Raw genomic sequence first — 26,023 nt, 5'->3', positions numbered from 1 at the left:
GATCAGTTACCTCGGAGCTTGTTTGGTTGTCATTGCCGGGCTTGACCCGGCAATCCAGCTTCTTGAAGACGATGGATGCCCGGGTCGAGCCCGGGCATGACAGCGGAGGATTCCGCGGGAGTGCTAAAACGCCCCGAGCGGATTGGCAAGGCGGCTTGGACAGGCCACAAAGGCTGACAAGCCCGCCCCAAGACGGACATCACGCCCTCATGACCGCAGCCATCCTGTTTGCCTTTGCCTCGGCCGGCTTCCTGGGCGCGGGCGTCGTGACGGCGCAATTCGGGCTGCGAACAGTCGAACCGCTGTCGGGAGCGGCGATCAGCGTCCCCTCGTTCACGCTGTTGTTCCTTCTGGTCTCGCCCCTGCTGCTGGCCGGCGAGCCCGTGGTCTGGCGGGCCCTGCCGATCTTCGCCGCGATCGGGCTGGTATTTCCGGCGATGCTGACCCTGCTGACCTTTGCCTCCAACAGCGCGCTGGGGCCGGTCGTCACCTCGACGCTCGGCAATCTGGCGCCGCTGTTCGCGGTCGCGCTCGCCGTCGTTCTCCTGCATGAGCCGCTCCACTTGCTGCAATTCGCCGGCCTCGTCATTGCGGTCGCCGGCGCGGTGATCATCACCGTCACCCGGCCGCGCGACCTCGTCAGCGACTGGCGAAGCTGGGCATTGCTATTACCGCTCGCCAGCGCGTTGCTGCGCGGCGTGGTGCCGCCAATCGTCAAGCTTGGGCTCGAAATCTGGCCGAGCCCGCTCTGGGCCTGCCTGATCGGCTATGTCGTATCGTCCTTTGTGGTGCTGACCGTGCAGCGCGTCCGCAAGGGGAGCTTCGTCGTGGCAGCGCCATGGCCGGGCCGGTTCTGGTTCGCCATCACCGGCATCTGCAACGGCCTCAGCCTGCTGTCGCTATTCGCCGCCCTGCGCAACGGCCCGATCACGCTGGTCGCGCCTGTCGCCGCGATCTATCCGCTCGTCACGTTGCTGCTCAGCGCCATGGTGCTGCACCATGTACGGATCACACCCCGCATCGTCGCCGGCGCGGTGCTGACGGTGGCCGGCGTGGCGCTGGTGCTGATCGGCTGATGTTGCGCAAACGGCACGACACCATTGCTTCCCGCGCGGCTGTGCAAGCCGGCAGCCGCCTGTCACAATCGCTGTCTTGCCGGAGTATCCTGTGAAGGCCGCCGTCCAACCACCGTCCACCACGCATCCCGCGTGGCTGATCCTCGTTCTGTCGCTGGCGCCGACGATCGGTCTTGGAATCGGCCGCTTCGCCTATGCGCTGGTGCTGCCGGACATGCGCGACGCGCTGGGCTGGTCCTATTCCGCGGCCGGCTTCATGAACACGATCAACGCCGTCGGCTATCTCGCGGGCGCGCTGCTCGCCTCGCGCATGATCCGGCGGTTTGGGCTGACGCGAACGGTGCGCTGGGGAACGCTGGCCGCCGTCATCTCGCTGGCGCTCTGCGCCGTCTCCGGCAATTTTTTCGTGCTGAGCTTTGCCCGGCTGCTGGCGGGCATCGGAGCCGCGGGCGGATTCGTCGGCGGCGCGGCGCTGGCCGCCACGATCGCGCAGACGCGCCCCGATCGCGCCAATTTCCTGCTCAGCCTGTTTTACGCCGGGCCCGGGCTCGGCATCCTCGCATCGGGGCTGATCGCGCCGTTCGTGCTGCAGGGTTTCGGACCGGGATCGTGGTGGATCGTCTGGTGGGCGATGACACTGCTCTCTGTCGCGTTGATCGCGCCGCTGCTGCTGGCGCCGCTGGGCGGTGGCGTTGATATCGACAGCGCGGCACCGGCCAGATTCTCGGTCGGACCGGTGCTGGCCTATATCATCGGCTACTTCCTGTTCGGGGCCGGCTACATCGCCTACATGACCTTCATGATCGCCTATGTCCGCGATGGCGGCGGCGGCGCGGCGGCGCAGAGCCTGTTCTGGAGCCTGATCGGGATCAGCGCGTTCGCAACGCCCTGGGTGTGGCGGCGGGTGCTGGCGATGGACCGCGGCGGCCTCACCACCGCGATCATTCTGGGCGTCAACGCGATCGGCGCGGCGCTGCCGATCTTCGGGCACTCGCCGCTGTTGCTGGCGATCTCGGCGCTGGTGTTCGGTGTCGCGTTCTTCGCGGTGGTGGGATCGACCACCGCCTTCGTGCGCTTCAACTATCCGCCGTCCGCCTGGCCGATGGGGATCGCGGCGATGACCATTTCGTTCGGCATCGGCCAGACGCTGGGGCCGATCGTGGTCGGCGCGATCACCGACGCGGTGGGCAGTCTTTCGTTTGCGCTCAACGTTTCCGCGGCGATGCTGGCAACGGGGGCGGTGCTGTGCGCATTTCAGAGGAAGTTGGCGAAATAGCGAATAGCGAGTGGCGAATGGTAAGTGGTCAGCGCGAATACTTTCCCTATTCGCCATTCGCTACCCCCATTCGCCCCCTTCAACTCCCGCTGAACGAATTGTATCCCTGGTCTTCCCAGAAGCCGCCCTTGTAGTCGTTGGTGACTTCCATCGAGAGCACATATTTCGGATTCTTGAAGCCGAGCTTTGTGGGCACGCGGATCTTCATCGGGAAACCATAGGCACGCGGCAGGATCTCGTCGCCGAATTTGAACGTCATCTGGGTCTGCGCGTGCAGCGCGCTGCGCATGTCGAGCGGCGAATTGTAGCCGTCCTTGTCGGCGCACTGGAACCAGACATATTTGGCGCGCGTGTCGGCGCCGACGATTTGCAGGAAATCACGCAGCGGCGTGCCGCTCCAGCTGCCGATCGCGCTCCAGCCCTCGACGCAGATGTGGCGCGTGACCTGCTTGACCTGCGGCAGCTTGTAGAGCTCCTCCAGCGTCCACGACTTCTTGTTCTCGACGAGACCGCGCACCTCGAGCTTCCAGTCCTTGGCCTCGATCTCGGGGGCCTCGTCAAGGCTGTAATAGGCGTTGAACGGGAACGGCTTGGTGATCGCGCTTTCCGGGAAGGTCGGCGCCATCGCATCCGGATTGAACATCCAGGCCTGCACGCCGTCATTGAATTTCGAAACCTGCTTCAGCATTTCCTCGGCCGAAAACTGGTCCGTCACGTCGCAGCCGGTGAGCAGCGTCAACGCGCCGAGGCTGGCGCCGCCGGAGATGAAGCGCCGGCGCGTCAGGTCCGGCATCGTCTTGACGGCGTCCCGGAGCAGCAGCGTCTTGTCGACGCCGGGGATCAGAAGGTTACGCAAGCGGCCCATAATATCCTCCTAGTATGCTCAGCGGCCGATAATCATCGCGCGAAGACTCTTCGGCACCAGCAGTGCAAGCACGACGTGAACCACCATGAAGGCGACGATCGCGGCCATGCAGAAGAAGTGGACGTAACGGGCGGCCTCATAGCCGCCGAACATGGCCGTCAGATATTGCAGCTGCACCGGCTTCCAGATCGCCAGCCCCGACAGCACGATCAGGATGCCAACCACGATGATGCCGGCATAGAGCAGCTTCTGGACGTAATTGTATTTGGTCAGATCCTCGTGCGACAGCTTGCCGGTCAGTGCCGCCTTGGTATCGGCAAGCACGCCCTCCGGCGTGATCGGCAGCAGCTTCTTGCGGAAGCGGCCGGTGGCGAGCCCCAAAGCGAGGTAGATCAGGCCGTTGACCATCAACAGCCACATCGCGGCAAAGTGCCAGAGCAACGCGCCGCCGAGCCAACCGCCCAGCGTGATGCTGTCCGAAAAGGTGAAGTCGAACAGCGGAGAGGCGTTGTAGATCTTCCATCCCGACATGATCATCAGGACCATCGCAAAGGCGTTGGTCCAGTGCAGGGCCCGCACCCAGGCCGGCTGAATGACCTTGGCCTTGGTGGCTGCCTTGGGCGTCGCTTTAGCGCTGGCTTGGTCGCTGGCGGTGATGCTCGACATGGCCTGTTCCGTCGTTGCGATGGGTTACCGGTTTATACGCCGGGAACCGGGTTTTCGTTACTGCCCAGATGCTATCAGATCGATGCAGGGGGCGTATCGAGGTCACAAAAAAGCGAGCCGGGTCGCCCCGGCTCGCCCATCCACGCATCCCGCTGGGACTAATCAGGCGTGCGCGGAGGTCACGAAGCCGGCATCAGCACGGTATCGATCACATGGATCACGCCGTTGGACTGGTTGACGTTCGAGATCGTGACCATCGAGGTTCCGCCCTTGGCGTCGACGATCCAGACCTTGCTGCCGTCAAGCTTCACCGTCAGCTGTTCGCCTTCGGCGGTCTTGAGCTTCATGCCGTCCTTGAGGTCGGCTGCGGCGAGCTTGCCGGGCACGACATGGTAGGTCAGGATCTTGGTCAGGGTCGCCTTGTTCTCAGGCTTCACCAGCGTGTCGACGGTGCCGGCCGGCAGCTTGCCGAAGGCGGCGTTGGTCGGTGCGAACACCGTGAACGGGCCCTTGCCTTCCAGCGTGGCAACCAGGCCGGCGGCCTTCACGGCGGCGACCAGCGTGGTGTGGTCCTTGGAGTTGACGGCGTTCTGGACGATGTTCTTCGAGGGGAACATCGCGGCGCCGCCGACCATCACGGTCTTTTCTTCCGCGCTTGCCGGCGCTGACACGGTGGCGGTGAGCGCGAGCACGCTGAAGGCGGCGGCGGTCAGATAAGCGATTCGGTTCGACATGGATCTTCTCCCGATGATTGAGGTCTCCGGCGGGGGCCGCCGGTGCTGAGAACAACGACGCTGGTCGGTTGACCGTTTTCGTCGTCGTTGGCCGAGCTACGGGAGGTTTTTCCGGCAGTTTCGGCGGATAATTTATCGTGATGGCTGAAACTTTCGGGAGGGCTGTCCGTGGGGGTATTCTCATGAAGCCGTCATTGCGAGCGCAGCGAATATCCCGCCTTGCCACTCCACACACAACTGTCGTCACCCGCGAAGGCGGGTGATCCAGTACGCCGCGGCTTCTCGATTCAATCATTGGCGTCTCTGGAATACTGGGTCGCCCGGTCAAGCCGGGCGATGACACTGAATATGCGGCCGCGATCTCGCGACGCATTGCACCCGAGGTTTTCAATTTCGTTCCGCCCTCTAAGAATCCAGAGGGCGCAGGGAATGCCGGATGCGCGCTGCACCCGCGGTCTCGTGTGCGATTGTGCTAAAGAAGCTGCACACGAGCATACAGGGCAGCGGAGAACATCCGACATTCCCTGCGCAATGGCTTTACGGCTTATGACGCGCTCTCCCCGGTGAGACGGCCTCTATTGCCACCGTCGCCCCTCGGAAGCGTTGGCTCCCGAAAGACTTGACGCCGTTACGGGCGCCAGGACCACACGCTTTCGCCGTACGCATCAGCCGCGACCGTCCATCGCAACATCAGCGTCCACCGCGACCCGCCCCTCGTTGTGACGATGGCCAACGCCCTCTGAGTGGGACGGGATGACGATAGCTGCGCACTGATTTGGGTCGGATGGCAACAAGAATAATTTTGATTTGCAGAAATTTAGGACTTGACATGATTTCTGTAAACCCGAACTGATTTGCCCAACGGGCTACTATGTCGCACCCAGCCGTTATTGCGAGCGCAGCAAAGCAATCCACGACGCCGCGTTACGAGAGATGGATTGCTTCGCTTCGCTCGCAATGACGATCCCGCGCGGTGAAGGATGGGTGGGCCACCGCGCCGTACAGATGCCGCCACCTAGACAAAATCTTCCAGCACCTCCTCCACCGGCCTACCCGCCAGATCGGATCGGGCCAAGCGCACCGTGATTCCGACTTTGCTGAGCGTATGCGGGATCGGAGGACTGAACTTGGCGACGCCAACGGTGATGGTGTCGATCAGGGCGAAGCGCCGCAGCAGGCCGATCGCAACGGCTTCCCCGAGCGCTTCCAGCGTTTGGTATTTCGTCGCGCCGGCAAGACTCACGGCGGCGTCCACCACAGCGTCGTAGCGGATCGAGGCATCCAGCCTGTCGTCCCGGTGCGTCGGCGCCGCCTTCAGCGTCGCGTCGATGTCGAAGGTGAATTTCTGGCCGAGGCGGCGCTCTTCCTCGAACAGGCCGTGGTATCCGAAAGTCTGCAATCCTGATATCTGGATGGCCGTCAACATTGGGCCGCTCCTTCATCTGAAGGTGGATCGGATTTTTTCCGATTGCCCAGGCGCGCGGCTGAATACCTCGCGCTTCCCGATGGTGCCCCATCTGCGATCGCCAGTCGCGCGAGAGTTGTGAGTATACGGGCGCAACGGTCGGGGCTCAAGTGTAAGCCGAAAACTTGTAGGGTGGGCAAAGGCGCGTTTGCGCCGTGCCCACCACAGTTTGGCGTCATAAAAAGATGGTGGCACGCTGCGCTCTGCCCACCCTACCAAGAACTAATCATTGCTCGCCGGCGTCTGGATGAAGCCGCGATTATGTGTCGGGCTGATCAGGATCTCGTTGACGCAGACGCGCGGCGGCAGGCTGGCGACGAACGCGATGGTGCGGCCGCAATCCTCGGGCTGCAGCATCTTCGCCAGCTCGGTTTCGTTCGGCGGCACCGGGCGCGATTTCAGGATCGGGGTTGCGACCTCGCCGGGCGACAGACAGCAGGCGCGCAGGCCGTTGACGCATTCGTCCATGTTGAAGGAATGGGTCAGCGCCAGCACCGCATGCTTGGTGGTGGTGTAGGCCGGGCCCGTCATCTTCGAGACATGACGACCGGCCCAGGACGCGACGTTGATGATGCAGCCATCCTGCTGCTTGCGCATCGCCGGCAGCACGGCGTGCATGCAGAACATGACGCCGTTGAGGTTGATATTGACGACCTTGTCCCAGCCCTCCGGTTCCACATCCGCCCAGCTCCGCTTCGGTACGTTGACGCCGGCACTGTTAACCAGGAGGTCGATCCGGCCGTGCTTGGCGAGGATCTGGTCGGCGACCTTGTTGACGTCGGCCCTGTTGCTGACATCGAGCGCGATCGCCTCGGCCTCGCCGCCCTTTTTGGTGATGTTGGCCACGACCCGGTCCAGCTCGGCCTGGCGGCGTCCCGAAACCACGACGGTCCAGCCGTCCGCCGCGAGATGCTCCGCGCCGGATTCACCGATTCCCGTGCCACCGCCCGTCACCCAGGCCACGCGTTTCCCATTATTTGACATGCAAACTGTCTCCGTTGCTTTGTGAGGGGCGTTTTTGCTAATCCAGCCGGCGAAAACTCCGGCCATTGCCCCTCAGGGAATGTTGCATGAACACCACCGCCAGCGCCAACCTGTTTTCCCGCCTGTTCGACAAGCTCGACGATCCCGCCCGGCTCGCGATCGAGATGTTCGACGGCACGCGCATCAGCTATGCCGATCTGATCGCCCGCGCCGGCCAGATGGCGAATGTGCTGGTCGCGAGGGGCGTCAAGCCGGGCGACCGCGTGGCGGCGCAGACCGAAAAATCCGTGCCGGCGCTGGTGCTCTATCTCGCCACGGTACGATCAGGCGCGGTGTATCTGCCGCTCAACACCGCCTATACGCTGAACGAGCTGGAATATTTCATCACCGACGCGGAGCCGTCGCTGGTGGTGTGCGACCCCTCCAAGGCTGAGGGCATCGGCGTGATCGCGGCCAAGGTCAACGCCAGGGTCGAAACGCTCGATGCCAACGGCAAGGGAACGCTGACGGACGCCGCCGCCAGGGCGGACGCTTCGTTCGCAACCGTCGCCCGCGCCAGCGACGACCTCGCCGCGATCCTCTACACGTCGGGCACCACGGGGCGTTCCAAGGGCGCGATGCTGACGCACGACAATCTCGCCTCGAACTCGCTCTCGCTGGTCGATTATTGGCGCTTCACCAGGGACGATGTGCTGATCCACGCGCTGCCGATCTATCACACCCACGGCCTGTTCGTGGCCAGCAACGTCACGCTGTTCGCGCGCGCTTCGATGATCTTCCTGCCGAAGCTCGATCCCGAACTGATCATCAAGCTGATGGCGCGCTCGACCGTGCTGATGGGAGTGCCGACCTTCTACACGCGGCTGCTGCAGAGCCCGGCGCTGACCAAAGACTCCACTAGGCACATGCGGCTGTTCATTTCGGGCTCCGCGCCGCTGCTCGCCGACACCCACCGCGAATGGTCGGCTCGAACAGGTTTTGCCATCCTCGAGCGCTACGGCATGACCGAAACCAACATGAACACCTCCAACCCCTATGACGGCGACCGCGTGCCCGGCGCCGTCGGCCTTCCCTTGCCCGGCGTCTCGGTGCGCGTCACCGACCCCGAGACCGCCAAGGAACTGGCGCGCGACACTATTGGGATGATCGAGGTCAAGGGCCCGAACGTGTTCAAGGGCTACTGGCGGATGCCGGAGAAGACAAAGGCCGAGTTCCGCGACGACGGCTTCTTCATCACCGGCGATCTCGGCAAGATCGACGACAAGGGCTATGTGCACATTCTCGGCCGCGGCAAGGATCTGGTGATCTCCGGCGGCTTCAACGTCTACCCGAAGGAAATCGAGAGTGAGATCGACGCCATGCCGGGCGTGATCGAATCCGCCGTGATCGGCGTGCCGCATGCGGACTTCGGCGAAGGCGTCACCGCGGTCGTGGTCTGCAACAAGGGCGCCGACATCAGCGAAGCCTCGGTGCTGCAAGCGCTCGACGGGCGTCTTGCAAAATTCAAGATGCCGAAGCGCGTCTTTGTCGTCGACGAACTGCCGCGCAACGCGATGGGCAAGGTGCAGAAGAATATACTGCGGGATACTTACGCAAAGATTTACGCAAAATAGTAGCCGTCGCCTGTCCGGGTGAGGCGGCGCCTGCGCCTATGAAATTCTGGGCTCCATGCACAGCAAGCTGGAAGCCCCGCTCGTCAAGGCGTTCAGGGAAGTCGCCTTGAACCGCTGAGGGCGCGCGAACGCGCGCCGATGTCGATGATGTTTCCTACAGCAGGCTTATCACAAACCGGCTGCCGACAATGAAGAGATAACAGCCGAACGCGATCTCCAGGTTGCGCTTTGACATCGCATGCGCCGCGCGCACGCCGAGCGGCGCGGTGAGAAGACTGGTCGGCATCACAAGCAGGGCGCCGATCAGCGAGACGAAGCCGATCGCGAACGGCAGCTGCAGCGCGGTGACGTCCGGGTAGCGTGCCGCCGCGGGCCAGCCGGCATAGATGTAGCCGAGCGCGCCGGGGATCGAGATCAGCACCGCCAGCGCCGAGGAGGTCGCGACCGCCTGATGAATGGGACGGCCATAGAACGTCATCAGAAGATTGGCGAACAGGCCGCCGCCGACCCCCATCAGGGTCGACAGCAGACCGATGAAGAAACCATAGAGCCGCATCAGCGGGCCCTTGGGGATGTCGTCGCCGAATTTCCAGTTGTCGCGCGCCAGCAGCAGCCGCGCGGCGGCCGACCATGCCACGCCGACGAAGACGATCTTGAACAGCCGCTCGGGCGCGTAACGCGCGGTGATGCTGCCGGCGATGACGCCGATGATGATCGGCAGCCACCACAGTTTGAGCACGCCCAGATCAACCGCGCCGCGGGCGTGATGGGCGCGAAACGAACGGATCGAGGTCGGAATGATGATGGCAAGCGAGGTGCCGATGCAGAGCGGCATCCGCACATCCAGCGGCACGCCCGCGAGCCGGAAACACTCATAGAACACCGGCACCAGGATCGCGCCGCCGCCGATCCCGAAGATGCCGGCGAAAAACCCCGACACCGCGCCGACCGCAACCAGCATCAGCGCCAGTTCGACAAGCTCGACGAGATTAAGTCCGGCCATCACAATCCCGCCTGCACGTTGAGGAACACCGCAGCGTTACCCGACGAATCGGGGCGCGACCATCGCCGCGCTGGCGGCAGCTCTTGCGATCAAATGCAGGGCTTGAAATGCAGCGTCGGGACCGGGACGCGCGGCCAGGGCGTGCGCTGGATTCGCATATCCGGTCGGCTCTGCGGGAATAGCCTGAACGCGCTCGGGAACGGCCGCGAAGGGACGCCGTCCGCGCCACGACCTCGGGCCGCCGGTCACGCCACCGCCGACCCCTTTATACGCGCTGGCGGCGACAGCTCACCACAACAAACGAACGATGATTCGTTCTTTCTGTGAGCGATCGCAGGCGTGGTATACCAAGCCGCTGATCGCCCTCGTTTCATCCTTGATCTAGTAATGAACGACCGTTCGATTTCGTGGCATTTGATCGTTGCGCTCGCTGGTTCGACTACGTAAATAGAATTGCTTTAACGCGATCCCCGATGGGCCGCACCACGTCCCGCCAACTTCAAAGCCGCCGATGACCGCCAGGATCGAACGACCGCTTTCTCCCCATCTGCAGACCTACCGCTGGACGCTGACGATGGCGCTGTCCATCGTCCACCGCGCCACCGGCGTGGCGCTGTATTTTGGAACCCTGCTGCTGGCCTGGTGGCTGATCGCCGCCGCTTCGGGCCCCGGCGCCTACGCCAATGTGCAGGCTTTTACCGGCAGCTTCATCGGCAAGCTGATCGTGTTCGGTTACACTTGGGCGCTGATGCATCATTTGCTGTCCGGGCTCCGGCACCTGGTCTGGGACCTCGGCTACGGCTTCAAGGCCAATGAGCGCGAGGCCCTGACCTGGGGCGCGCTGATCGGCGGCATTTCGCTGACCATCCTGGTCTGGATCATCGCCTACATGACCATCGGAGGCGGACGATGAACGCGCCCAAATCGCCTTCCATGCGCACGCCGCTCGCGCGCGTCCGCGCCCTCGGCTCCTCGCATTCCGGCACTTCCGATTTCTGGCGTCAGCGCCTCACTGCGGTGGCGATGACGCTGCTGATCGTCCCTGTCATCGTGGTGGTCTTGATGCTGCTCGGCAGCAACCAGGCGGGTGCCAAGCAAATCTTCAGCTCGGTGCCCATCGCGATCATCATGCTGCTCTTCATCCTCGCCAGTGCCTGGCACATGAAGATCGGCATGCAGGTCGTGATCGAAGACTATGTGCACAATGAGAAGATCAAGCTCGCCAGCGTGATGGCCAATAATTTCTTCTGTATCGCGGTGGCGCTCGCCTCGATTTACGCGATCCTCAAAATGTCATCGGGAGTTTAGCCCATGGCCTCTGAAGGTAACGGCAAGGCCACCAACGGCAGTGGTCCTGCGACCAACGGAAAAGCCTATCCGATCGAAGACCACACCTATGATGTGGTGGTGGTCGGCGCCGGCGGCGCCGGCTTGCGCGCCGTGGTCGGCTGCTCCGAGGCGGGCCTGCGCACCGCCTGCATCACAAAAGTATTCCCGACCCGCTCGCACACGGTCGCCGCGCAGGGCGGCATTTCGGCGGCGCTCGGCAACATGCACAAGGACGATTGGCGCTGGCACATGTACGACACCGTCAAGGGGTCGGACTGGCTCGGCGACCAGGACGCCATCGAATACATGGTGCGCAACGCGCCCGAGGCGGTCTACGAGCTCGAACATTGGGGCGTGCCGTTCTCGCGCACCGAAGACGGCAAGATCTACCAGCGCCCGTTCGGCGGCATGACGATGGATTTCGGCAAGGGCCAGGCCCAGCGTACCTGCGCCGCCGCCGACCGCACCGGTCACGCCATGCTGCACACGATGTACGGCCAGGCGCTGCGCCACGCCGCCGAATTCTACATCGAGTTCTTCGCCATCGACCTCATCATGGACGACCAGGGCGTCTGCCGCGGCGTGATCGCGCTCAAGCTCGACGACGGCACGCTGCATCGGTTCCGCGCCCAGACCACGATCCTCGCCACTGGCGGCTACGGCCGCGCCTACGCCTCCTGCACCTCGGCGCATACCTGTACCGGTGACGGCGGCGCGATGGCGCTGCGCGCCGGCCTGCCGCTGCAGGACATGGAGTTCATCCAGTTCCATCCGACCGGCATCTATGGTTCGGGCTGCCTCGTTACCGAAGGTGCGCGCGGCGAAGGCGGCTATCTCGTCAATTCCGAGGGCGAGCGCTTCATGGAGCGCTATGCTCCATCAGCCAAGGACCTCGCCTCGCGCGACGTGGTCTCGCGCGCGATGACCATCGAAATGCGCGAAGGCCGCGGCGTCGGCAAGAAAAAGGACCACATCTATCTGCACCTCGATCATCTCGATCCCAAGGTGCTGCAGGAAAGACTGCCGGGCATCTCCGAATCGGCGAAGATCTTCGCCAATGTCGACGTCACCCGCGAGCCGATCCCGATCACGCCGACCGTGCACTACAATATGGGCGGCATCCCCACCAATTATCACGGCGAAGTGCTGACCAAGCGGGACGGCGACGACAACGCCACCGTGCCCGGCCTGATGGCGCTCGGTGAAGCCGCCTGCGTCTCCGTGCACGGCGCCAACCGGCTCGGCTCCAACTCGCTGATCGACCTCGTCGTGTTCGGCCGCTCCGCGGCGCTGCGTTGCGCCGAGAAACTGACCGCGAACGGCAAGCAGCCGGAGCTGCCGGCGGACTCCGCCGAACTGGCGCTCGGCCGGCTCGATCATTATCGCTACGCCTCCGGCGGCACGCCGACCGCAAAACTGCGCGACAGCATGCAGCATGTGATGCAGAGCAATTGCGCCGTGTTCCGGACCGGCGAAGTCCTGAGCGAAGGCCAGAACCTGATCCACAAGGTGCATGGCGGCATCGGCGACGTCGCGACCACGGACCGCTCGCTGGTCTGGAACTCCGACCTGGTCGAAACCCTCGAATTCGACAATCTGATCGTGCAGGCGGTGGTGACGATGGACTCGGCGGCCAACCGCACCGAGAGCCGCGGCGCCCACGCCCGCGAGGATTTCGCCGAACGCGACGACAAGAACTGGATGAAGCACACGCTGGCGTGGATCGACGGGCGTGGCAAGACCACGATCGACTACCGCCCGGTGCACGACTACACGATGACCAACGACGTGCAGTACATCCCGCCGAAGGCGCGGGTGTATTGATCAGAACAAAAGCAGCCGTCATTCCGGGATGGTCCGAAGGACCAGACCTGGAATCTCGAGATTCCGGGTTCGATGCTGACGCATCGCCCCGGAATGACGAAAGGTTAGAGGAATGGTTGAATTCGCGCTTCCGAAGAACTCCAAGATCACCGGCGGCAAGACCTGGCCGAAGCCGGCGGGCGCGACCGAGACGCGCGAGTTTCGGGTGTATCGCTGGAATCCTGACGACGGCAAGAATCCGAGCGTCGACACCTATCATATCGACACCAGCGAATGCGGTCCGATGGTGCTCGACGGCCTGATCTGGATCAAGAACCACATCGATCCGACGCTGACCTTCCGCCGCTCCTGCCGCGAAGGCGTCTGCGGTTCCTGCGCCATGAACATCGACGGCCAGAACACGCTGGCCTGCACCAAGTCGATGCACGACGTCAAAGACGGCGCGGTCAAGGTCAACCCGCTGCCGCACCAGCCTGTCGTCAAGGACCTGGTGCCTGACCTGACCAATTTCTATGCGCAATATGCCTCGATCGAGCCGTGGCTGAAGACCACCACGCCGACGCCGCAGAAGGAATGGAAGCAGAGCCACGAGGACCGCGAAAAGCTCGACGGCCTCTACGAATGCATCCTGTGCGCCTGCTGCTCGACCTCGTGCCCGAGCTACTGGTGGAACAGCGACCGCTTCCTGGGCCCCGCCGCGCTGCTGCAGGCGACGCGCTGGGTTACCGATTCCCGCGATGAAGCCACCGGCGAGCGGCTCGACAATCTCGAAGACCCGTTCCGGCTCTACCGCTGCCACACCATCATGAACTGCGCCAAGGCCTGCCCGAAGGGTCTCAACCCGTCGGAAGCCATCGCCGAGCTCAAGCTGAAGCTGGTCGAGCGGCAAATTTAGCTAATTTGTACCGAGTATCCCGGTAAACGGCCGGGTCGGCACCGGGCAAAGTTTCAGCTTCTGCGCCGCTTTGTTCCGTTACAGGTTTGACGTAAGATTCGCTCCGGAGCAGGAGCGCCCGTGCAGACCGCACAACGCAATTCGCTGAGATTGCTGCAATGGATGATGGCGGCCTCGCTGGCCCTCCCGCTGGCGCTGTTCATCTTTGCATCCGCGATTTCCTGGATCTCGATCAACGAGACGGCCGACCGGGAAATCGAACGCTCGCTCGATGTCGTGCACGAGCACGCGCTGAAAGTGTTCGAGACCATCGACCGCAGCATCTCTGAAATCGCCGAGGTGATCCGCGGCATTCCGGACGCCGGCATTACTTCCCGCGAGGAAGCGCTGCATCAGCGGCTGAAGCAGCTTGTCGGGTCGCTGCCGCAGGTGAAATCGACCTGGATCTTCGACGCCAGGGGCCGCGCGCTCGTCAACAGCCTCGTGATGCCCCCGCCCGAGATCGACTTCTCGGACCGGGATTATTTCAACGCGCATGTCGCCGGCGACATCGGAACCTATATTGGCGAGGCGCTGACGCCGCGGCCGCCCTATCAGGGCGCGCCGTTTTTCGGCTTCAGCCGGCGGCGGCAAACCGAGGACGGCAGCTTTGCCGGTGTGATCCAGGCGTCGGTACTGCCGGAATATTTCGAGAAATTCTACGCCCGGATCGGCCGTGAGCCCGGCAGCTTCTTTGCGCTTGCCCTGAGCAACGGCGCGGTGCTGGCGCGCTTTCCGACCGTCGATCAGGAAGCGCGGCTCGACCTCTCAGGACCGGTCGGACAGCAGATCGCGGCGAACCCCAAGGCCGGCCTCATCACCGTGACGTCGCCGACCGACGGCATCGAGCGCCGCCTCGGCTACCAGCGGCTCGCCGAATATCCGATCTATATCAGCGCCGGCCTTGAGACGTCGGCAATCCGGGCGCGCTGGTTCTCCACCATCAGCCAGCACCTCATCTTCGGCGCGCCGGCCACCGCCCTGTTGTTTTTCCTGCTCGCTTTCGCCCTGCGTCGAACGCGGCATCTTTATGCCGAGGCTGCCAAGCGGCAGGAGGCCGAGGAAGCGCTGAAGCATGGCCAGCGGCTCGAGGCGCTGGGGCAACTCACCGGCGGCGTCGCGCATGACTTCAACAATCTGCTCACCGTGATCCGCGCCTCCGTCGATCTGTTGCGGCGGCCGGACCTGCCGGAGCCACGCCGGCTGCGCTACATCGACGCGATCTCGGACACGGTCACGCGCGCGGCACGACTGACGACCCAGCTTCTGGCGTTCGCGCGCCGTCAGACACTCAAACCGGAACTGTTCGACGTCGGCCAGAACGTTCAGATGCTGAGCGAGATGATCAAGACGCTGATCGGATCGCGGGTCGAGATCGAGATCCATGGGCCGGCCGAACCGTGCGTCGTCAATGCCGATGCCGGGCAGTTCGAAACCGCGATGATCAACATGGCGGTCAACGCCCGCGACGCCATGGACGGCCGCGGCAGGCTGACCATCACGGTGCACACGGCAACTGAATTGCCCAGCGCCGCCATAGGTTCGCCAAATCCCCGCAAGCAGGATTCCATCGGTCAGAACCGCGCCGACCAAAAACCCACCGGCTATGTCGCCGTCTCCGTCGAGGATACCGGTGTCGGCATTCCCCAGGAGCAGTACGGTCGCATCTTCGAACCGTTCTTCACGACCAAGGAGGTCGGCCAGGGCACCGGGCTCGGCCTGTCCCAGGTGTTCGGTTTTGCCAGACAATCCGGCGGCGAAGTAGTGGTGGCCAGCGAAGTGGGAAAGGGCAGCATTTTCACGCTGTACCTGCCGCGCGCCACCGGTGACGGCAAGCCGCAGCAGATGACAGTGGAAGATGCTCCGCCGCTCGACGGCAGGGGTATGTCGGTGCTCGTGGTCGAAGACAATATCGAGGTCGGGAAATTCGCCACCGACGCGCTGGCCGAACTCGGCTACGGCACAACCCTGGTCGACAACGCCACGCACGCGCTGGAAGAACTGGCTACTGGCGCCGACCGCTACGACGTGGTGTTCACCGACGTCGTGATGCCGGGCATGACCGGCATCGAGCTGGCGCAGGAAATTCGCCGTTACCATGCCGATCTGCCGGTCGTGCTGACCAGCGGCTACAGCCACGGCCTGTCCGAAAGCGGCAGCGACGGTCTGGAGCTGCTGCAAAAGCCCTACTCGATCGAGCAGCTTTCGCGCGTGCTGCACGCGGTCGCCCGCTGGCGCATGATGAAACGCGCCACCACGACGCGGGCGTCCTGAGATTCAGCACGTCAGCGGTATCATTCGCACCTCGTCATGGCCGGGCATAGCCGTCTGAAGGAGGCGTCGCTCGCGCTCGCCCATGACGTGGGGAAGCACCGTCAGGGAACCTTCTGATTTTCTTCGCGTTACCGGGCCATGGCCAAGACTGATAGTAAGTCCGATGCGAAGCCCGCCGTAAAGTCCGAGCCTTCCTCGAAGAAATCCGATTCCTCGAAGAAATCCGCTGCCGCGAAACAAGCCGCTGCCGAAGAGTCAGCGGCCGAAAAGGCCGAAATTATCGATGTCGTCGCCGAGGACGGCGATCGCGTCGACCCGCCGCCGCCGGAGGTGGTCGAGCCCGACCCGGAATTGTCGCCTGAGGAGGCCGAGCAGGCGCGTAAAGATTATCTGCTGACGCGCTTCTGGATCAGCGCGCGCGGCTATTGGGGCAAAAGCGGCGACCGGCTGGCGTGGTTTTTTTCGATCGGGCTCTTGATCCTGATCGTCGTCAATGTCGGATTTCAATACGGCATCAATGTCTGGAACCGGGCGATCTTCGACGCCATCGAGAAGCGCGAATCCGCCACCGTCTTCTATCTCTCCGCGGTGTTCTTCCCGCTTGCGATCGGCAGCGTGCTGCTCGGCGTCGCGCAGGTGTTCGCGCGGATGGGTATCCAGCGGCGCTGGCGGGGTTGGCTGACCAGCTCTGTCATGACGCGCTGGCTGACCAGCGGCCGCTATTACCAGCTCAACCTCGTCGGCGGCGACCACAAGAATCCGGAACACCGCATCGCCGAGGATCTTCGGATCTCGACCGACTCGCCGGTGGATTTCGTCGCCGGCGTCACCTCGGCGTTTTTATCCGCCGCGACCTTCATCGTGGTGCTCTGGACCATCGGCGGCGCGCTGACGGTGACGCTCGGTGGATCAACGGTGACGATACCCGGCTTTCTCGTCATTGCCGCGGTGGTCTACGCCGCGATCGCCTCCGGCTCGATCATGGCCATCGGCCGCCGCTTCGTGCAGGTGTCCGAAGACAAGAACCAGGCCGAGGCCGAATTCCGCTACACGCTGACCCGGGTGCGCGAGAACGGCGAGAGCATCGCGCTGCTCGGCGGCGAGGAGGAAGAACGCGACGGTCTCGACAAGAACTTCTCCAACGTGCTGCGGCAATGGTCGCAGCTCGCCCGCCAGCACATGCGCACTACCCTGGTGTCGCAGGGGTCGGGACTGATTGCGCCCGTGGTGCCGCTGTTGCTGTGCGCGCCGAAATACCTCGACGGCAGCATGACGCTCGGACAGGTGATGCAGGCGGCCTCCGCCTTCACCATCGTGCAGACCGCGTTCGGCTGGCTGGTCGACAATTATCCGCGCCTTGCCGACTGGAACGCCTGCGCGCGCCGGATCGCCTCGCTGATGATGTCGCTCGACGGGCTGGAGCGGGCCGAACGCGGCGACGGATTCGGCCGCATCAAGCGCGGCGAGACCGAGGGCGAGGCCATGCTCAGCCTCAACGATTTCTCGGTGACGTTAGACGACGGCACCGCTGTTGTCGGCGAGACCGAAGTCGTGATCGAGCCCGGCGAGCGCCTGCTGGTGGCCGGCGAATCCGGCACCGGCAAGAGCACGCTGGTACGCGCGATTGCAGGCCTGTGGCCATGGGGCGGCGGCAGCGTCAACTTCCATCCCGACCGCCGGCTCTTCATGCTGCCGCAGAGGCCGTACATTCCCACCGGCACGCTGCGCCGCGCGATCGCCTATCCCGGCGCCGCCGAGGACTGGAGATCCGAACAGTTCTGCGAAGCCCTGCACAAGGTCGGCCTCGACCATCTCAAGGAGAAGATCGAGGAAGAGGCGCCGTGGGACCAGACATTGTCGGGCGGTGAAAAGCAGCGGCTGGCGTTCGCGCGGCTGTTGCTGCACAACCCCGACATCGTGGTGCTGGACGAGGCGACCTCGGCGCTGGACGAAAAGAGCCAGGACAAGATGATGGAGATCGTCATCAAGGAGCTGCCGAAAGCAACCATCGTCAGCGTCGCCCATCGCGCCGAGCTGGAAGCATTTCATAGCCGCAAGATCGTGCTGGAGCGGCGCAAGGGCGGCGCCAAGCTCGTCAGCGACGTCGACCTGATCCCGCGCAAGGGCAAACGCCGCCTGCTCGGCCGCTTCCTGCGCCAACGCAAGCCGCCGAAAAAGGCGGCGTGATATTTCTTCCCTTCTCCCCTTGTGGGAGAAGGTGGCGCGTAGCGCCGGATGAGGGGTCTCTATCCTCACATCGAAATCTTACCGTGAGGAGAGAACCCCTCACCCGTCTTCGCTGCGCGAAGCCACCCTCTCCCACAAGGGGAGAGGGGAAGAGAAGCGTCGTTGGCCTTGCCAGCAAAACCGGCTATGCATGCGCCGCTTTCCACCGAGGATATCCGTTTGAAGCCCGACAACGACCCCACGCCCGCGCCGTTCGGCGCGTTCGCACCGAATGCTGCGCAGGCCGCGATCATTGCGCTGGCGCACCGCTCGCGGCTGAAGCGCGGCGCGTTCCGGCCGATGCTGTCGCGGCTGGTCAATCTTTTTCGCGCGGGGCCGGTGGACGTGCGCTATCAGGGCGCATCGTTTCGTTTCTATCACCAGGCCAGCGCGACCGAGCGCGGCGCGCTGTTCAATCCGGACTACAACATCGAGGAGCTGGATTTCTTGCGCGCGCATACGCCTGTTGGCGGCGTGTTCGTCGATGTCGGCGCCAATGTCGGCACCTATGCGCTTGCGCTGGCGCGCCATGTCGGCGCCAGCGGCAAGGTGGTCGCAATCGAGCCGCATCCGGTCACGCATGCAAGGCTCGCCTTCAACAACGCCGCCTCGGGCTTTACCCAAACCAGACTGGTCGCCGCCGCCGCCGGTCCCGCCGATGGCGAACTGATGATCGAGACCGATGGCGACAATCTCGGCGCCAGCCATATCGTGTCGGGGCAGGCCTCAGCCAAGGCGATCAAGGTGCCGTCGCTGCGGCTGCAACGCATCCTCGACGAAGCCGGCGTCTCGCATGCCGATGCGCTGAAGATCGACGTTGAAGGCTTTGAAGACCGCGTATTGACCGGCTTCTTCAGGGACGCGCCGCAATCGCTATGGCCGCGCGCGGTGGTGATCGAACATTTGTCATCGAATGAATGGCAGAATGACTGTATCGCCGACATGCGCGCGCGAGGCTATGCCGAAACCGGCAAGACCCGCAGCAATACGCTGCTGGTGCGCGGCTGAACCGACCATCTTCTAACCAAGGGAGAGTTCGATGATCGACCATATCGGTTTTCCGGTTTCGGATTATGAGCGCGCCAAGGCGTTCTATGTGAAGGCGCTGGCGCCGCTCGACTATGTGCTGGTCATGGAAGTGACGCAGGAGCAGACCGGCCATGATCCCGCCGCCGGCTTCGGCGCTGGCGGCAAGCCGGATTTCTGGATCGGCGGCGAAGGCGGCTTGAACAAGCCGCTGCATGTCGCGATCCTCGCCAAGGACCGCGCCACCGTCGATGCCTTCTACAACGCCGCGTTGGCTGCCGGCGGGCGCGACAATGGCCCGCCCGGAATTCGTGCGCATTATCATCCGAACTATTACGGCGCCTTCGTGCTCGACCCCGACGGCCACAACATCGAGGCGGTCTGCCACACGGCGGGTGACTGACGCACCGGGGTGACTGACGCACCGGGATGATCGGTTCCGTCAGGCTCGCTTCGGGAACCTCACGGCGTCCGTTCCGTTATCGAGGATGCCGATAGAACCTCCCGAAATCCCGCCGCCTACGCCGGGAAAACCAACCGAGCCACCGCGCGAAGATCCTCCGGGCAATCCCCGTCCGGAGGTGCCGCCACCGATGCGCGAGCCCGGCGCGCCGCCGCCGCCGCAGGAGTTGCCGGGCAAGACGCCGGATGAACTGCCTGTGCGCGGGCCGAACGGGCCCTCGACGCCCAATCCGGCCACAGATCGGCCACAGGGAGGAATTTGACTTTGATCTGAAAGCGCCGCCTGAATACGCAATGAACAATTGCGCATGCAACCCGTTGCGCCCTCGAAATAAAAGGCATTCGCGCTTTCCAGCCCGCCACAATCCGGCCTAACGATTAGCCGTTGATCGACCCGCCAAACGATTCCTCTGCTGCCAGAACCTTTCCAGGGACCAAGAACATCATGACAAACCTTCGCATCGTGCTGCTTGCCACGACCGCTCTGACGGTGACGCAGATCGCGACATCCGCGTCGCATGCGCAAAATGCGCCGCTGGTCGTCGCACAGGCCAGGGAAGAACTCGGTCCCGACGGAAAGCCCAAGGCGCCGCCAAAGGCCGCGCCGCCGCCAGCCGCGAAGCCACCGACTCCGCCCGCGCCGCCACCAGCTGCGGCTCCGCCTCCGCGCCCGGCACCGCCGCCGGCTCCCCCGCCTGCTGCGGCGCCTCCGCCGCGTCCCGCACCGCCGCCGGCACCACCCGCTGCCGCGCCGCCGCCGCGGCCGACACCTCCTCCCGCGCCGCCCCCGGCGGCTGCGCCGAAGCCACCGGCACCGCCCGCCGCTGCACCGCCTCCGCGCCCAACGCCGCCGCCGGCTGCAGCTCCACCCGCGCGTCCGACACCAACGCCGCCGCCGGCTGCGGCTCCGCCCGCGCGTCCGACGCCAACGCCGCCGCCTGCTGCAGCTCCGCCCGCGCGTACGCCGCCTCCGCCGGCAGCAACCCCTACGCCTGCGCCGACCGCATCGCCGCCCGCTGCGGGCAGCACAACGACGACACCCGGCGCACGCCCGGGCGCGGGCGCGCCGCCGGCTGACACCAAGCGTGTGCCGGGAGCGCCGGCCGCAGCCCCTACGCCAGCGCCAACCGCTACACCATCGCCAACCGCGCCTCCGGCCGCGGGAGCGCCTTCGACACCTCCTGCCGGCGCAGCACCGACAGCGCCCTCGCGTCCTGGCGCAACAACGCCGCCCGCCGCGGGTGGCGCGACGACGACACCTCCGGGCGGTCAGCCGCCACGCCCCGGTCAGCCACCCGGCGCACCGCCGGCTGCCGGAACGACACCGCCTGCTGGCGCACCGCCGGCCGCCGGAACGGCGCCGCCTGCGGGTGCACCTCCATCATCAGCCGGAGCGCCAGCGGCTGGCGCGCCCACGCCTCCGCCGCCCGGCCAGCAGGGACGCCCGGCCGTTCCGCCCGCGCCTCCCGCCGGCGCTCCGGCCCCAAGTACCGTCCCTGGATCGGCAGCCGCAACAGCACCGCCCGGCAGATCACAAAATGCTCCGCCGACGGTTGCACCGGCCTTCCGGGCCGCACCCACGGTCACAACGCAACTGCCGCCACCGCCACCGCCGCGGCGGGAAAACATGACGCCGCTCGCCATCGGCGCGGGCGTTGTGGCAGGCGCCGTGGTCGGCGCGACCATCGCCGACTACCGCAACCAGCGGCGAGAAACCATCGAAGGCGGCCGCACCATCTACACCGAGCCGGACCGGATCATCATCCGCGACCCGAGCGGCCAGCAATACGTCCGCGGCAACGATCTCTATCGCTTCCGTTATGGTGCCCGTGACATCCAGACCGAGACCGTCGGCGGCGAAACCCGCACCGTCGTGATCCGGCCGGACGGCAGCCGGATCATCACCGTGGTCGGCAGTGACGGACGGCTGCTGCGCCGCATCCGCCGCGACGAACGGGGCCGCGAGATCATCATCATCGACAACAGCTACCGCGATCCGCGCGCGGTCGGTGGCTTCTATGTCGACCTGCCGCCGCCAGTGGTCAGCATGCCCTACGACCGCTACATCGTCAGCGCGGACGAAGCGACCCCGGAAGTGATCTATGACACGATGGTGGCGCCGCCGGTGCAACGGATCGACCGGCGCTACTCGCTCGACGAAATCCGCTACAGCCCCAATGTCCGGATGCAGATGCCGAGCATTGACGTCAATACCATCAACTTCGCCACCGGTTCGTGGGAAATCCCGCCGGACCAGACGGCGAAGCTGCAGGCGATCGCCGACGGCCTCAACCGGGCGATCCAGGCCAACCCGCGCGAGGTGTTCCTGATCGAAGGGCACACCGACAGGGTGGGCTCCGACGTCGACAATCTCTCGCTGTCGGACCGCCGCGCAGAATCCGCCGCAACGCTGCTGACGCAGCAGTTCGGCGTGCCCGCGGAGAACCTGACCTCGCAGGGTTACGGCGAGCAGTATCCGAAGGAGCAGACGGACGGACCGAGCGAGATCAACCGGCGCGTCACGGTCCGCCGCATCACCCCGCTGCTCAATGGCGGTCAGGCGGCGCTGCCGCCGCCCCCGCCCGGCACCGCGCCGCCGCGCCGCTGAGATCGGTCAGCACCATATGAAAGGCCGGGAGCAATCCCGGCCATTTTTTTGTGTCAGGCGCTGAGCGCCCGCGGCGGCAGACAGGCGTCACAGATCGCCGCCACGTGACGGTGGTCGGTGCCGCAACAGCCGCCCAGAATGCGCATCGCCGGAAATGAGCGCCTGAGATTCGAATAGCGCCGGCCGAGATCCTGCGGATCGCCTGCATCGAGCGTTGCAGACTCATCCAGCTCAGTATGGCTCTTGGCCGATGCATTGGCTCTGACGCCATGGATACGCTTGACCCAGGCCTCGTCGGCCTTCAGCGCATGTTCGAAATGCGTCGGATGCGCGCAATTGACCAGGAAGTATTCGACCGAATCTTGGGTCGCGCGATCCACCGCCTCGATCGCTTCGCGCAACGTCTCCCCGTTGACCAGACGGCCGTCGGTTTCCACCGTGAACGAGATCACCGCCGGAATCTGCTGCGCCCTGGCCGCACGCGCGATGCCGATCGCTTCATTGATGGTGTTGAGCGTATAGGCCGTCACCATGTCGGCGCCGCCTTCGACGAAGGCGGCGATCTGTGCGCCATGATAGGCCTCGGCTTCGGCCGCATCCATGTGGCCGGCCTTGTACCCGTCGCCGCGCGGGCCGATGGCGCCGCTGACGACGCAGGGCGTCATCGGCTTTTCCCATTCGGTGCGCAGCTCCTCGAGCAACCCGATCCCGCGAATGTTGATCGCCTGGAGTGCCGCGGCATCGTACCCGAGCTTGGCGCCCCAATCGGGGTTGGCCCGCCATGTCGGGCTGTCCAGCACAAAGCCAACGCCATGATCGCGCGCGACCGCCATATAGGCCTGGTAGTATCGCTTCAGCGTGCCGCGGCCTTCCGCGCTGTCGAGCAGCACGAAGGCGGCGAAGTGGGGCAGATCAATCCCTTCATGGAAGATCAGCGTCGTTTCCATGCCGCCATCGGTGAGGAAAATGCCGCCGCGGCGTTGCGGCAGATCGGTTCGATATTTTGTCATTGCAATATCTCCAATCGGCAAAAAGGCGCTGTTGATAGGTCTGGCGCGGCGCGCCCTGGTCTGGCGGAACTGGTGCCGCATAGTGTCGCGGTTTCCTAGGCGGCTCGTGGTGCGGCTGAATGTCGGGCTGTAAAATGCTAGGAAATCAGACGGTTGCGCGGCGCGCGCAAAATCGCGGCGCCGGCACGCGGAGTCAAAACCGTACCGCAAGTACAGTTTCTGGAGACACGCGATGGGAAAAGGCGAAGCGACGCGCGAGCGAATTCTCGAGATCGCGGAAGCGGCCGTGCTCGCGAAGGGATTTGGCGCCACCTCGATCGACGAAGTGATCGCGGAGGCCGGCCTCACCAAGAGCGGTTTCTTTTATCACTTCAAGGACAAAAATGCGCTCGCGCGCGAAATGCTGCGCCGCTACGTCAAGACCAACGACCAGCTGTTCGACGACATCTTCGCGCGCGGCCGGCAGCTCTCGGACGATCCGCTGCAGGCGTTCCTGATCTCGCTGAAGCTGCTCGCCGAAGTGATGGCCGATCTGCCGAACGGGCATCCCGGCTGCCTGATAGCCAGCGTCTGCTATCAGGAGCGGCTGTTCGACCGCGAGGTGCGCGAGCTCACCGCACAGTCGGTGCGCGACTGGAACGCGCGCTTCCGCCACATCCTCGACGGCATCGCCGCCGTCCATCCACCGCGGGAGCCGATCGATCTCGACGATCTCGCCGACATGATGTCCTGCATTGTCGATGGTGCGATCATCATGTCGAAAACGCTGAACGATCCGAGCCGGCTGGAACGGCAGATCCTGATCTTTCGAAGCTGCGTGAAGCTGATTTTCTCAGCTCCATCGCTGTCCTGACGCGCGCTCCGATTATCAGATTCTATTTCGCTGCGGCGAGCCCCAGCGCGTCGACCATCACTCGGAAGACTTCCGTATTGTCCATCGAACCCTTGACCCGTTCGCTGCCGGGCCCGGTCGCGGTCAGGATGACGTCTTCGCCGGAATGCACGCTGGCGTTCATCATCGCCGGCAGATTGCCGGGCCGCAGCACGGCGCCGGGAACGCCCTTGTACTTTTCGTTGGCCTTGAAGGTTCCGTCATCGTCTCCCTTCATGGTCGGGTCGTTAGGGCCGTCGAGTTTGGGGCGGAAGGTCTCGTAATGGTCGGGCAGGCTGGCCGAGAAGATGGCAAGCCGCCGGCTGACGTCGACGCGCGACGGATAGCCGTCGGCATCGGGCGCCGGGTAATTCGGGAAGCCGGCCTTGTCGTAGACGCCGACGCGCTCGCGCATCGGCGCTTCCGACGTCGTGCTCATGTCGTGATTGATGGTGCCGACCAGTGCGTTGGGGTGGTTATGGTCCGGCGTCACCAGGATCAGGGTGTCGTCGCCGCGCTTGCTCGCCCAGTCGCGGGCGAGGCGCACCGCATTGTCGAGCATGATGGTGTCGTAGACGGCGCGGTCAAAGTCGAGGGCATGCGCGTATTTGTCGATCAATCCGGATTCCACCATCAGGAAGAAGCCGGCCTCGTTTTTCGACAGCACGTTCAGCGCGGCCTGGAGCTGCTCGGTCAGATCGGGCTGCTCGGGAAATTTCTTGACGCCGCCGCCCTTGAGGAATTTGCGATCCAGCGCCCCGTCCATATTTCCCGTGGCAAACAACCCGAGCAACTGGCGCGTCTCGGGTTTGGCCGCCAGCGCATTGAGTTCGCCCGCGGTCGTCGCCAGGGCATAGCCGCCCTCGCGGAACCGGGCGATATAATCGACCTCGTCCTTGCGTTTGGATCCGGCCGCAGACTTCGGCAGGAAGTTCGCGCTGCCGCCGCCCAGCAACACGTCGGGCCTTGCCGCGAAAAGCTGCTCGACAATCTCATCGTAGGCAGCCCGGCGGCGCGTATGCGCCACCATCGCCGCCGGCGTGGCGTCCTCGACTTCGGTGGTGGTCACGATACCGATGCTCATCTTGAGCCGGCGCCTGGCAAGGCTCGTGATGGTTTCGACCCTGGGATCGTCGAACGCGTCTCTGGTGCGGTCCGCATAGACGCCCATCGCGTTGACCGCGCTCTTGTGGCCGGTGGAATAGGCGCTGGCCGAGTTTGCCGAATCGGTGATGATCGAATCCGAGCCGGCGGTCGCCACCAGCGCCGTATGCGGCATGTCGTCCATCGCAAGCTTGCCGAGGCTCTTGCCCTCCGCAATGCCCTTGGACAGCAGCCGCGCCCCGACGCGATGGGCGGGCGACATCCCGTCGCCGATGAACAGGATCACGTTCTTCGCCTTGCGCGGCCCGGTGTCGTAGACCGTCCACGTCACCTTGCGGCTCTTCGTGCCGTCATTGACCTCGACGGCGAACGGCCCGGGTTTTGCCAGCTCGACATCGCGAAGCATCAGCGCGGATTGGTCCCTGCCGTCCTCACGCTCGATAAACGTTGCGGCCCGGCCGAACACGGCGGCATGGTCCTCGCCGTTGACCGTTACCTTCAGTTTCGCCTGATCGACCCGGTCAGGGAATTCGACCTTGAAGTCGAACCGCGCGCCGGAGAGAATTTCGGCGCGGTCGATCGGATAGACTGTTTGGGCGACAACCGGCGATGCCGAGAGCACGGCGGCGAGAGTGATGATGGTGACTGGCTTGATCAAAATCTCAGCTCCGCG

At 64.5% G+C, this 26,023-nt stretch carries 24 protein-coding genes and 1 riboswitch; of the genes, 14 read left to right on the top strand and 10 right to left on the bottom strand.

The window, feature by feature from the left end; genetic code table 11:
• The first annotated feature begins 209 nt into the window (after positions 1 to 209).
• Together JQ574_RS09795 and JQ574_RS09790 are read left to right on the top strand one after the other, a co-directional pair.
• A complete protein-coding gene (locus JQ574_RS09795; protein WP_212204077.1) occupies positions 210 to 1,076 on the top strand; it encodes a DMT family transporter in 867 nt (288 codons plus the stop codon).
• Positions 1,077 to 1,167: 91 nt separating this feature from the next.
• Positions 1,168 to 2,352, top strand: a complete 1,185-nt coding sequence (locus tag JQ574_RS09790; RefSeq protein WP_212204076.1) for a YbfB/YjiJ family MFS transporter — start codon at positions 1,168 to 1,170, stop codon at positions 2,350 to 2,352.
• A 79-nt stretch (positions 2,353 to 2,431) separates the two neighbouring features.
• On the opposite strand, the gene JQ574_RS09785 is transcribed toward JQ574_RS09790, so the two are convergent.
• From JQ574_RS09785 to JQ574_RS09765, 5 genes are all read right to left on the bottom strand, one after another.
• The gene (locus tag JQ574_RS09785) at positions 2,432 to 3,217 is read right to left on the bottom strand and encodes a molybdopterin-dependent oxidoreductase (RefSeq protein WP_212204075.1); all 786 of its coding nucleotides are present in this window, start codon (positions 3,215 to 3,217) and stop codon (positions 2,432 to 2,434) included.
• 18 nt (positions 3,218 to 3,235) lie between these two features.
• Complete coding sequence (locus tag JQ574_RS09780) at positions 3,236 to 3,883, bottom strand: cytochrome b/b6 domain-containing protein (RefSeq protein ID WP_212204074.1); 648 nt, start codon at positions 3,881 to 3,883, stop codon at positions 3,236 to 3,238.
• Positions 3,884 to 4,062: 179 nt separating this feature from the next.
• Positions 4,063 to 4,617 carry a fasciclin domain-containing protein gene (locus JQ574_RS09775; protein ID WP_212204073.1) on the bottom strand — a complete coding sequence of 185 codons (555 nt, stop codon included), beginning with the start codon at positions 4,615 to 4,617 and terminating at the stop codon, positions 4,063 to 4,065.
• A gap of 1,015 nt (positions 4,618 to 5,632) precedes the next feature.
• A complete protein-coding gene (gene folB / locus JQ574_RS09770) occupies positions 5,633 to 6,043 on the bottom strand; it encodes a dihydroneopterin aldolase (protein WP_212204066.1) in 411 nt (136 codons plus the stop codon).
• A 37-nt stretch (positions 6,044 to 6,080) separates the two neighbouring features.
• A riboswitch (ZMP/ZTP riboswitch) is annotated at positions 6,081 to 6,161 on the bottom strand.
• A gap of 143 nt (positions 6,162 to 6,304) precedes the next feature.
• Positions 6,305 to 7,066: an SDR family oxidoreductase gene (locus JQ574_RS09765; RefSeq protein ID WP_212204063.1), complete on the bottom strand. Its 762-nt coding sequence runs from the start codon at positions 7,064 to 7,066 to the stop codon at positions 6,305 to 6,307.
• An 86-nt stretch (positions 7,067 to 7,152) separates the two neighbouring features.
• Between JQ574_RS09765 and JQ574_RS09760 the strand changes: the two genes are divergently transcribed.
• Positions 7,153 to 8,679 carry a malonyl-CoA synthase gene (locus JQ574_RS09760; protein WP_212204061.1) on the top strand — a complete coding sequence of 509 codons (1,527 nt, stop codon included), beginning with the start codon at positions 7,153 to 7,155 and terminating at the stop codon, positions 8,677 to 8,679.
• Between the two features lie 154 nt (positions 8,680 to 8,833).
• Here JQ574_RS09760 and JQ574_RS09755 read toward each other — a convergent pair whose 3' ends face one another.
• Positions 8,834 to 9,685, bottom strand: a complete 852-nt coding sequence (locus JQ574_RS09755) for a sulfite exporter TauE/SafE family protein (protein WP_212204060.1) — start codon at positions 9,683 to 9,685, stop codon at positions 8,834 to 8,836.
• A gap of 508 nt (positions 9,686 to 10,193) precedes the next feature.
• On the opposite strand from JQ574_RS09755, the gene sdhC reads away from it, so the two are divergent.
• The 9 genes from sdhC (at position 10,194) to JQ574_RS34945 (ending at position 20,020) form a co-directional block, all read left to right on the top strand.
• Complete coding sequence (gene sdhC / locus JQ574_RS09750) at positions 10,194 to 10,595, top strand: succinate dehydrogenase, cytochrome b556 subunit (protein WP_212204059.1); 402 nt, start codon at positions 10,194 to 10,196, stop codon at positions 10,593 to 10,595.
• 20 nt (positions 10,596 to 10,615) lie between these two features.
• Entirely contained in the window at positions 10,616 to 10,990 is a 375-nt protein-coding gene (sdhD, locus tag JQ574_RS09745) for a succinate dehydrogenase, hydrophobic membrane anchor protein (protein WP_211994682.1), read from the top strand.
• 3 nt (positions 10,991 to 10,993) lie between these two features.
• The gene (gene sdhA / locus JQ574_RS09740; RefSeq protein ID WP_212204054.1) at positions 10,994 to 12,835 is read left to right on the top strand and encodes a succinate dehydrogenase flavoprotein subunit; all 1,842 of its coding nucleotides are present in this window, start codon (positions 10,994 to 10,996) and stop codon (positions 12,833 to 12,835) included.
• A gap of 112 nt (positions 12,836 to 12,947) precedes the next feature.
• The gene (locus JQ574_RS09735; protein ID WP_192739357.1) at positions 12,948 to 13,730 is read left to right on the top strand and encodes a succinate dehydrogenase iron-sulfur subunit; all 783 of its coding nucleotides are present in this window, start codon (positions 12,948 to 12,950) and stop codon (positions 13,728 to 13,730) included.
• 120 nt (positions 13,731 to 13,850) lie between these two features.
• Entirely contained in the window at positions 13,851 to 16,043 is a 2,193-nt protein-coding gene (locus JQ574_RS09730; protein WP_212204052.1) for a hybrid sensor histidine kinase/response regulator, read from the top strand.
• Between the two features lie 138 nt (positions 16,044 to 16,181).
• Positions 16,182 to 18,230, top strand: a complete 2,049-nt coding sequence (locus JQ574_RS09725; protein WP_212204050.1) for an ABC transporter ATP-binding protein/permease — start codon at positions 16,182 to 16,184, stop codon at positions 18,228 to 18,230.
• Positions 18,231 to 18,449: 219 nt separating this feature from the next.
• Positions 18,450 to 19,277: an FkbM family methyltransferase gene (locus JQ574_RS09720; RefSeq protein ID WP_212204048.1), complete on the top strand. Its 828-nt coding sequence runs from the start codon at positions 18,450 to 18,452 to the stop codon at positions 19,275 to 19,277.
• Between the two features lie 31 nt (positions 19,278 to 19,308).
• Positions 19,309 to 19,698, top strand: a complete 390-nt coding sequence (locus JQ574_RS09715) for a VOC family protein (protein ID WP_212204045.1) — start codon at positions 19,309 to 19,311, stop codon at positions 19,696 to 19,698.
• Between the two features lie 85 nt (positions 19,699 to 19,783).
• Positions 19,784 to 20,020 (top strand): hypothetical protein, encoded by a 237-nt coding sequence (locus JQ574_RS34945; RefSeq protein ID WP_212294863.1) that lies wholly within the window; start codon positions 19,784 to 19,786, stop codon positions 20,018 to 20,020.
• A 180-nt stretch (positions 20,021 to 20,200) separates the two neighbouring features.
• On the opposite strand, the gene JQ574_RS35860 is transcribed toward JQ574_RS34945, so the two are convergent.
• Both JQ574_RS35860 and JQ574_RS35855 read right to left on the bottom strand, forming a co-directional pair.
• Positions 20,201 to 20,740, bottom strand: a complete 540-nt coding sequence (locus JQ574_RS35860) for a hypothetical protein (protein ID WP_409411224.1) — start codon at positions 20,738 to 20,740, stop codon at positions 20,201 to 20,203.
• A 147-nt stretch (positions 20,741 to 20,887) separates the two neighbouring features.
• Positions 20,888 to 21,316: a hypothetical protein gene (locus JQ574_RS35855; RefSeq protein ID WP_312014728.1), complete on the bottom strand. Its 429-nt coding sequence runs from the start codon at positions 21,314 to 21,316 to the stop codon at positions 20,888 to 20,890.
• Between the two features lie 68 nt (positions 21,317 to 21,384).
• On the opposite strand from JQ574_RS35855, the gene JQ574_RS35850 reads away from it, so the two are divergent.
• Positions 21,385 to 22,365 (top strand): OmpA family protein, encoded by a 981-nt coding sequence (locus JQ574_RS35850; protein ID WP_312014729.1) that lies wholly within the window; start codon positions 21,385 to 21,387, stop codon positions 22,363 to 22,365.
• Between the two features lie 53 nt (positions 22,366 to 22,418).
• Here JQ574_RS35850 and JQ574_RS09705 read toward each other — a convergent pair whose 3' ends face one another.
• A complete protein-coding gene (locus tag JQ574_RS09705; RefSeq protein ID WP_212383462.1) occupies positions 22,419 to 23,375 on the bottom strand; it encodes a homocysteine S-methyltransferase family protein in 957 nt (318 codons plus the stop codon).
• Positions 23,376 to 23,607: 232 nt separating this feature from the next.
• Between JQ574_RS09705 and JQ574_RS09700 the strand changes: the two genes are divergently transcribed.
• Complete coding sequence (locus JQ574_RS09700; RefSeq protein ID WP_212210349.1) at positions 23,608 to 24,228, top strand: TetR/AcrR family transcriptional regulator; 621 nt, start codon at positions 23,608 to 23,610, stop codon at positions 24,226 to 24,228.
• A gap of 22 nt (positions 24,229 to 24,250) precedes the next feature.
• Here the strand turns inward: JQ574_RS09700 and JQ574_RS09695 are convergent, their stop codons facing one another.
• A complete protein-coding gene (locus tag JQ574_RS09695; protein ID WP_409363422.1) occupies positions 24,251 to 26,011 on the bottom strand; it encodes an alkaline phosphatase in 1,761 nt (586 codons plus the stop codon).
• Between the last annotated feature and the right edge of the window lie 12 nt (positions 26,012 to 26,023).

The sequence above is a fragment of the Bradyrhizobium sp. AUGA SZCCT0158 genome (genome assembly GCF_018130065.1).
Classification (GTDB): Bacteria; Pseudomonadota; Alphaproteobacteria; order Rhizobiales; family Xanthobacteraceae; genus Bradyrhizobium.
The sequence above is the reverse complement of the archived record's forward strand: the minus strand, read 5'-3'. Positions and strand labels throughout refer to the sequence as shown.

What these genes read in the sequence shown, in the direction of transcription:
- JQ574_RS09700 (WP_212210349.1), top strand. Translation starts at nt 23,608, where the DNA reads ATGGGAAAAGGCGAAGCGACGCGCGAGCGAATTCTCGAGATCGCGGAA.
- folB (WP_212204066.1), bottom strand. Translation starts at nt 6,043, where the DNA reads ATGTTGACGGCCATCCAGATATCAGGATTGCAGACTTTCGGATACCAC.
- JQ574_RS09795 (WP_212204077.1), top strand. Translation starts at nt 210, where the DNA reads ATGACCGCAGCCATCCTGTTTGCCTTTGCCTCGGCCGGCTTCCTGGGC.
- sdhA (WP_212204054.1), top strand. Translation starts at nt 10,994, where the DNA reads ATGGCCTCTGAAGGTAACGGCAAGGCCACCAACGGCAGTGGTCCTGCG.
- JQ574_RS09715 (WP_212204045.1), top strand. Translation starts at nt 19,309, where the DNA reads ATGATCGACCATATCGGTTTTCCGGTTTCGGATTATGAGCGCGCCAAG.
- JQ574_RS09760 (WP_212204061.1), top strand. Translation starts at nt 7,153, where the DNA reads ATGAACACCACCGCCAGCGCCAACCTGTTTTCCCGCCTGTTCGACAAG.
- JQ574_RS09775 (WP_212204073.1), bottom strand. Translation starts at nt 4,617, where the DNA reads ATGTCGAACCGAATCGCTTATCTGACCGCCGCCGCCTTCAGCGTGCTC.
- JQ574_RS09765 (WP_212204063.1), bottom strand. Translation starts at nt 7,066, where the DNA reads ATGTCAAATAATGGGAAACGCGTGGCCTGGGTGACGGGCGGTGGCACG.
- JQ574_RS09780 (WP_212204074.1), bottom strand. Translation starts at nt 3,883, where the DNA reads ATGTCGAGCATCACCGCCAGCGACCAAGCCAGCGCTAAAGCGACGCCC.
- sdhC (WP_212204059.1), top strand. Translation starts at nt 10,194, where the DNA reads ATGACCGCCAGGATCGAACGACCGCTTTCTCCCCATCTGCAGACCTAC.
- JQ574_RS34945 (WP_212294863.1), top strand. Translation starts at nt 19,784, where the DNA reads ATGCCGATAGAACCTCCCGAAATCCCGCCGCCTACGCCGGGAAAACCA.
- JQ574_RS09785 (WP_212204075.1), bottom strand. Translation starts at nt 3,217, where the DNA reads ATGGGCCGCTTGCGTAACCTTCTGATCCCCGGCGTCGACAAGACGCTG.
- JQ574_RS09705 (WP_212383462.1), bottom strand. Translation starts at nt 23,375, where the DNA reads ATGACAAAATATCGAACCGATCTGCCGCAACGCCGCGGCGGCATTTTC.
- JQ574_RS35850 (WP_312014729.1), top strand. Translation starts at nt 21,385, where the DNA reads ATGACGCCGCTCGCCATCGGCGCGGGCGTTGTGGCAGGCGCCGTGGTC.
- JQ574_RS09735 (WP_192739357.1), top strand. Translation starts at nt 12,948, where the DNA reads ATGGTTGAATTCGCGCTTCCGAAGAACTCCAAGATCACCGGCGGCAAG.
- JQ574_RS09725 (WP_212204050.1), top strand. Translation starts at nt 16,182, where the DNA reads ATGGCCAAGACTGATAGTAAGTCCGATGCGAAGCCCGCCGTAAAGTCC.
- sdhD (WP_211994682.1), top strand. Translation starts at nt 10,616, where the DNA reads ATGCGCACGCCGCTCGCGCGCGTCCGCGCCCTCGGCTCCTCGCATTCC.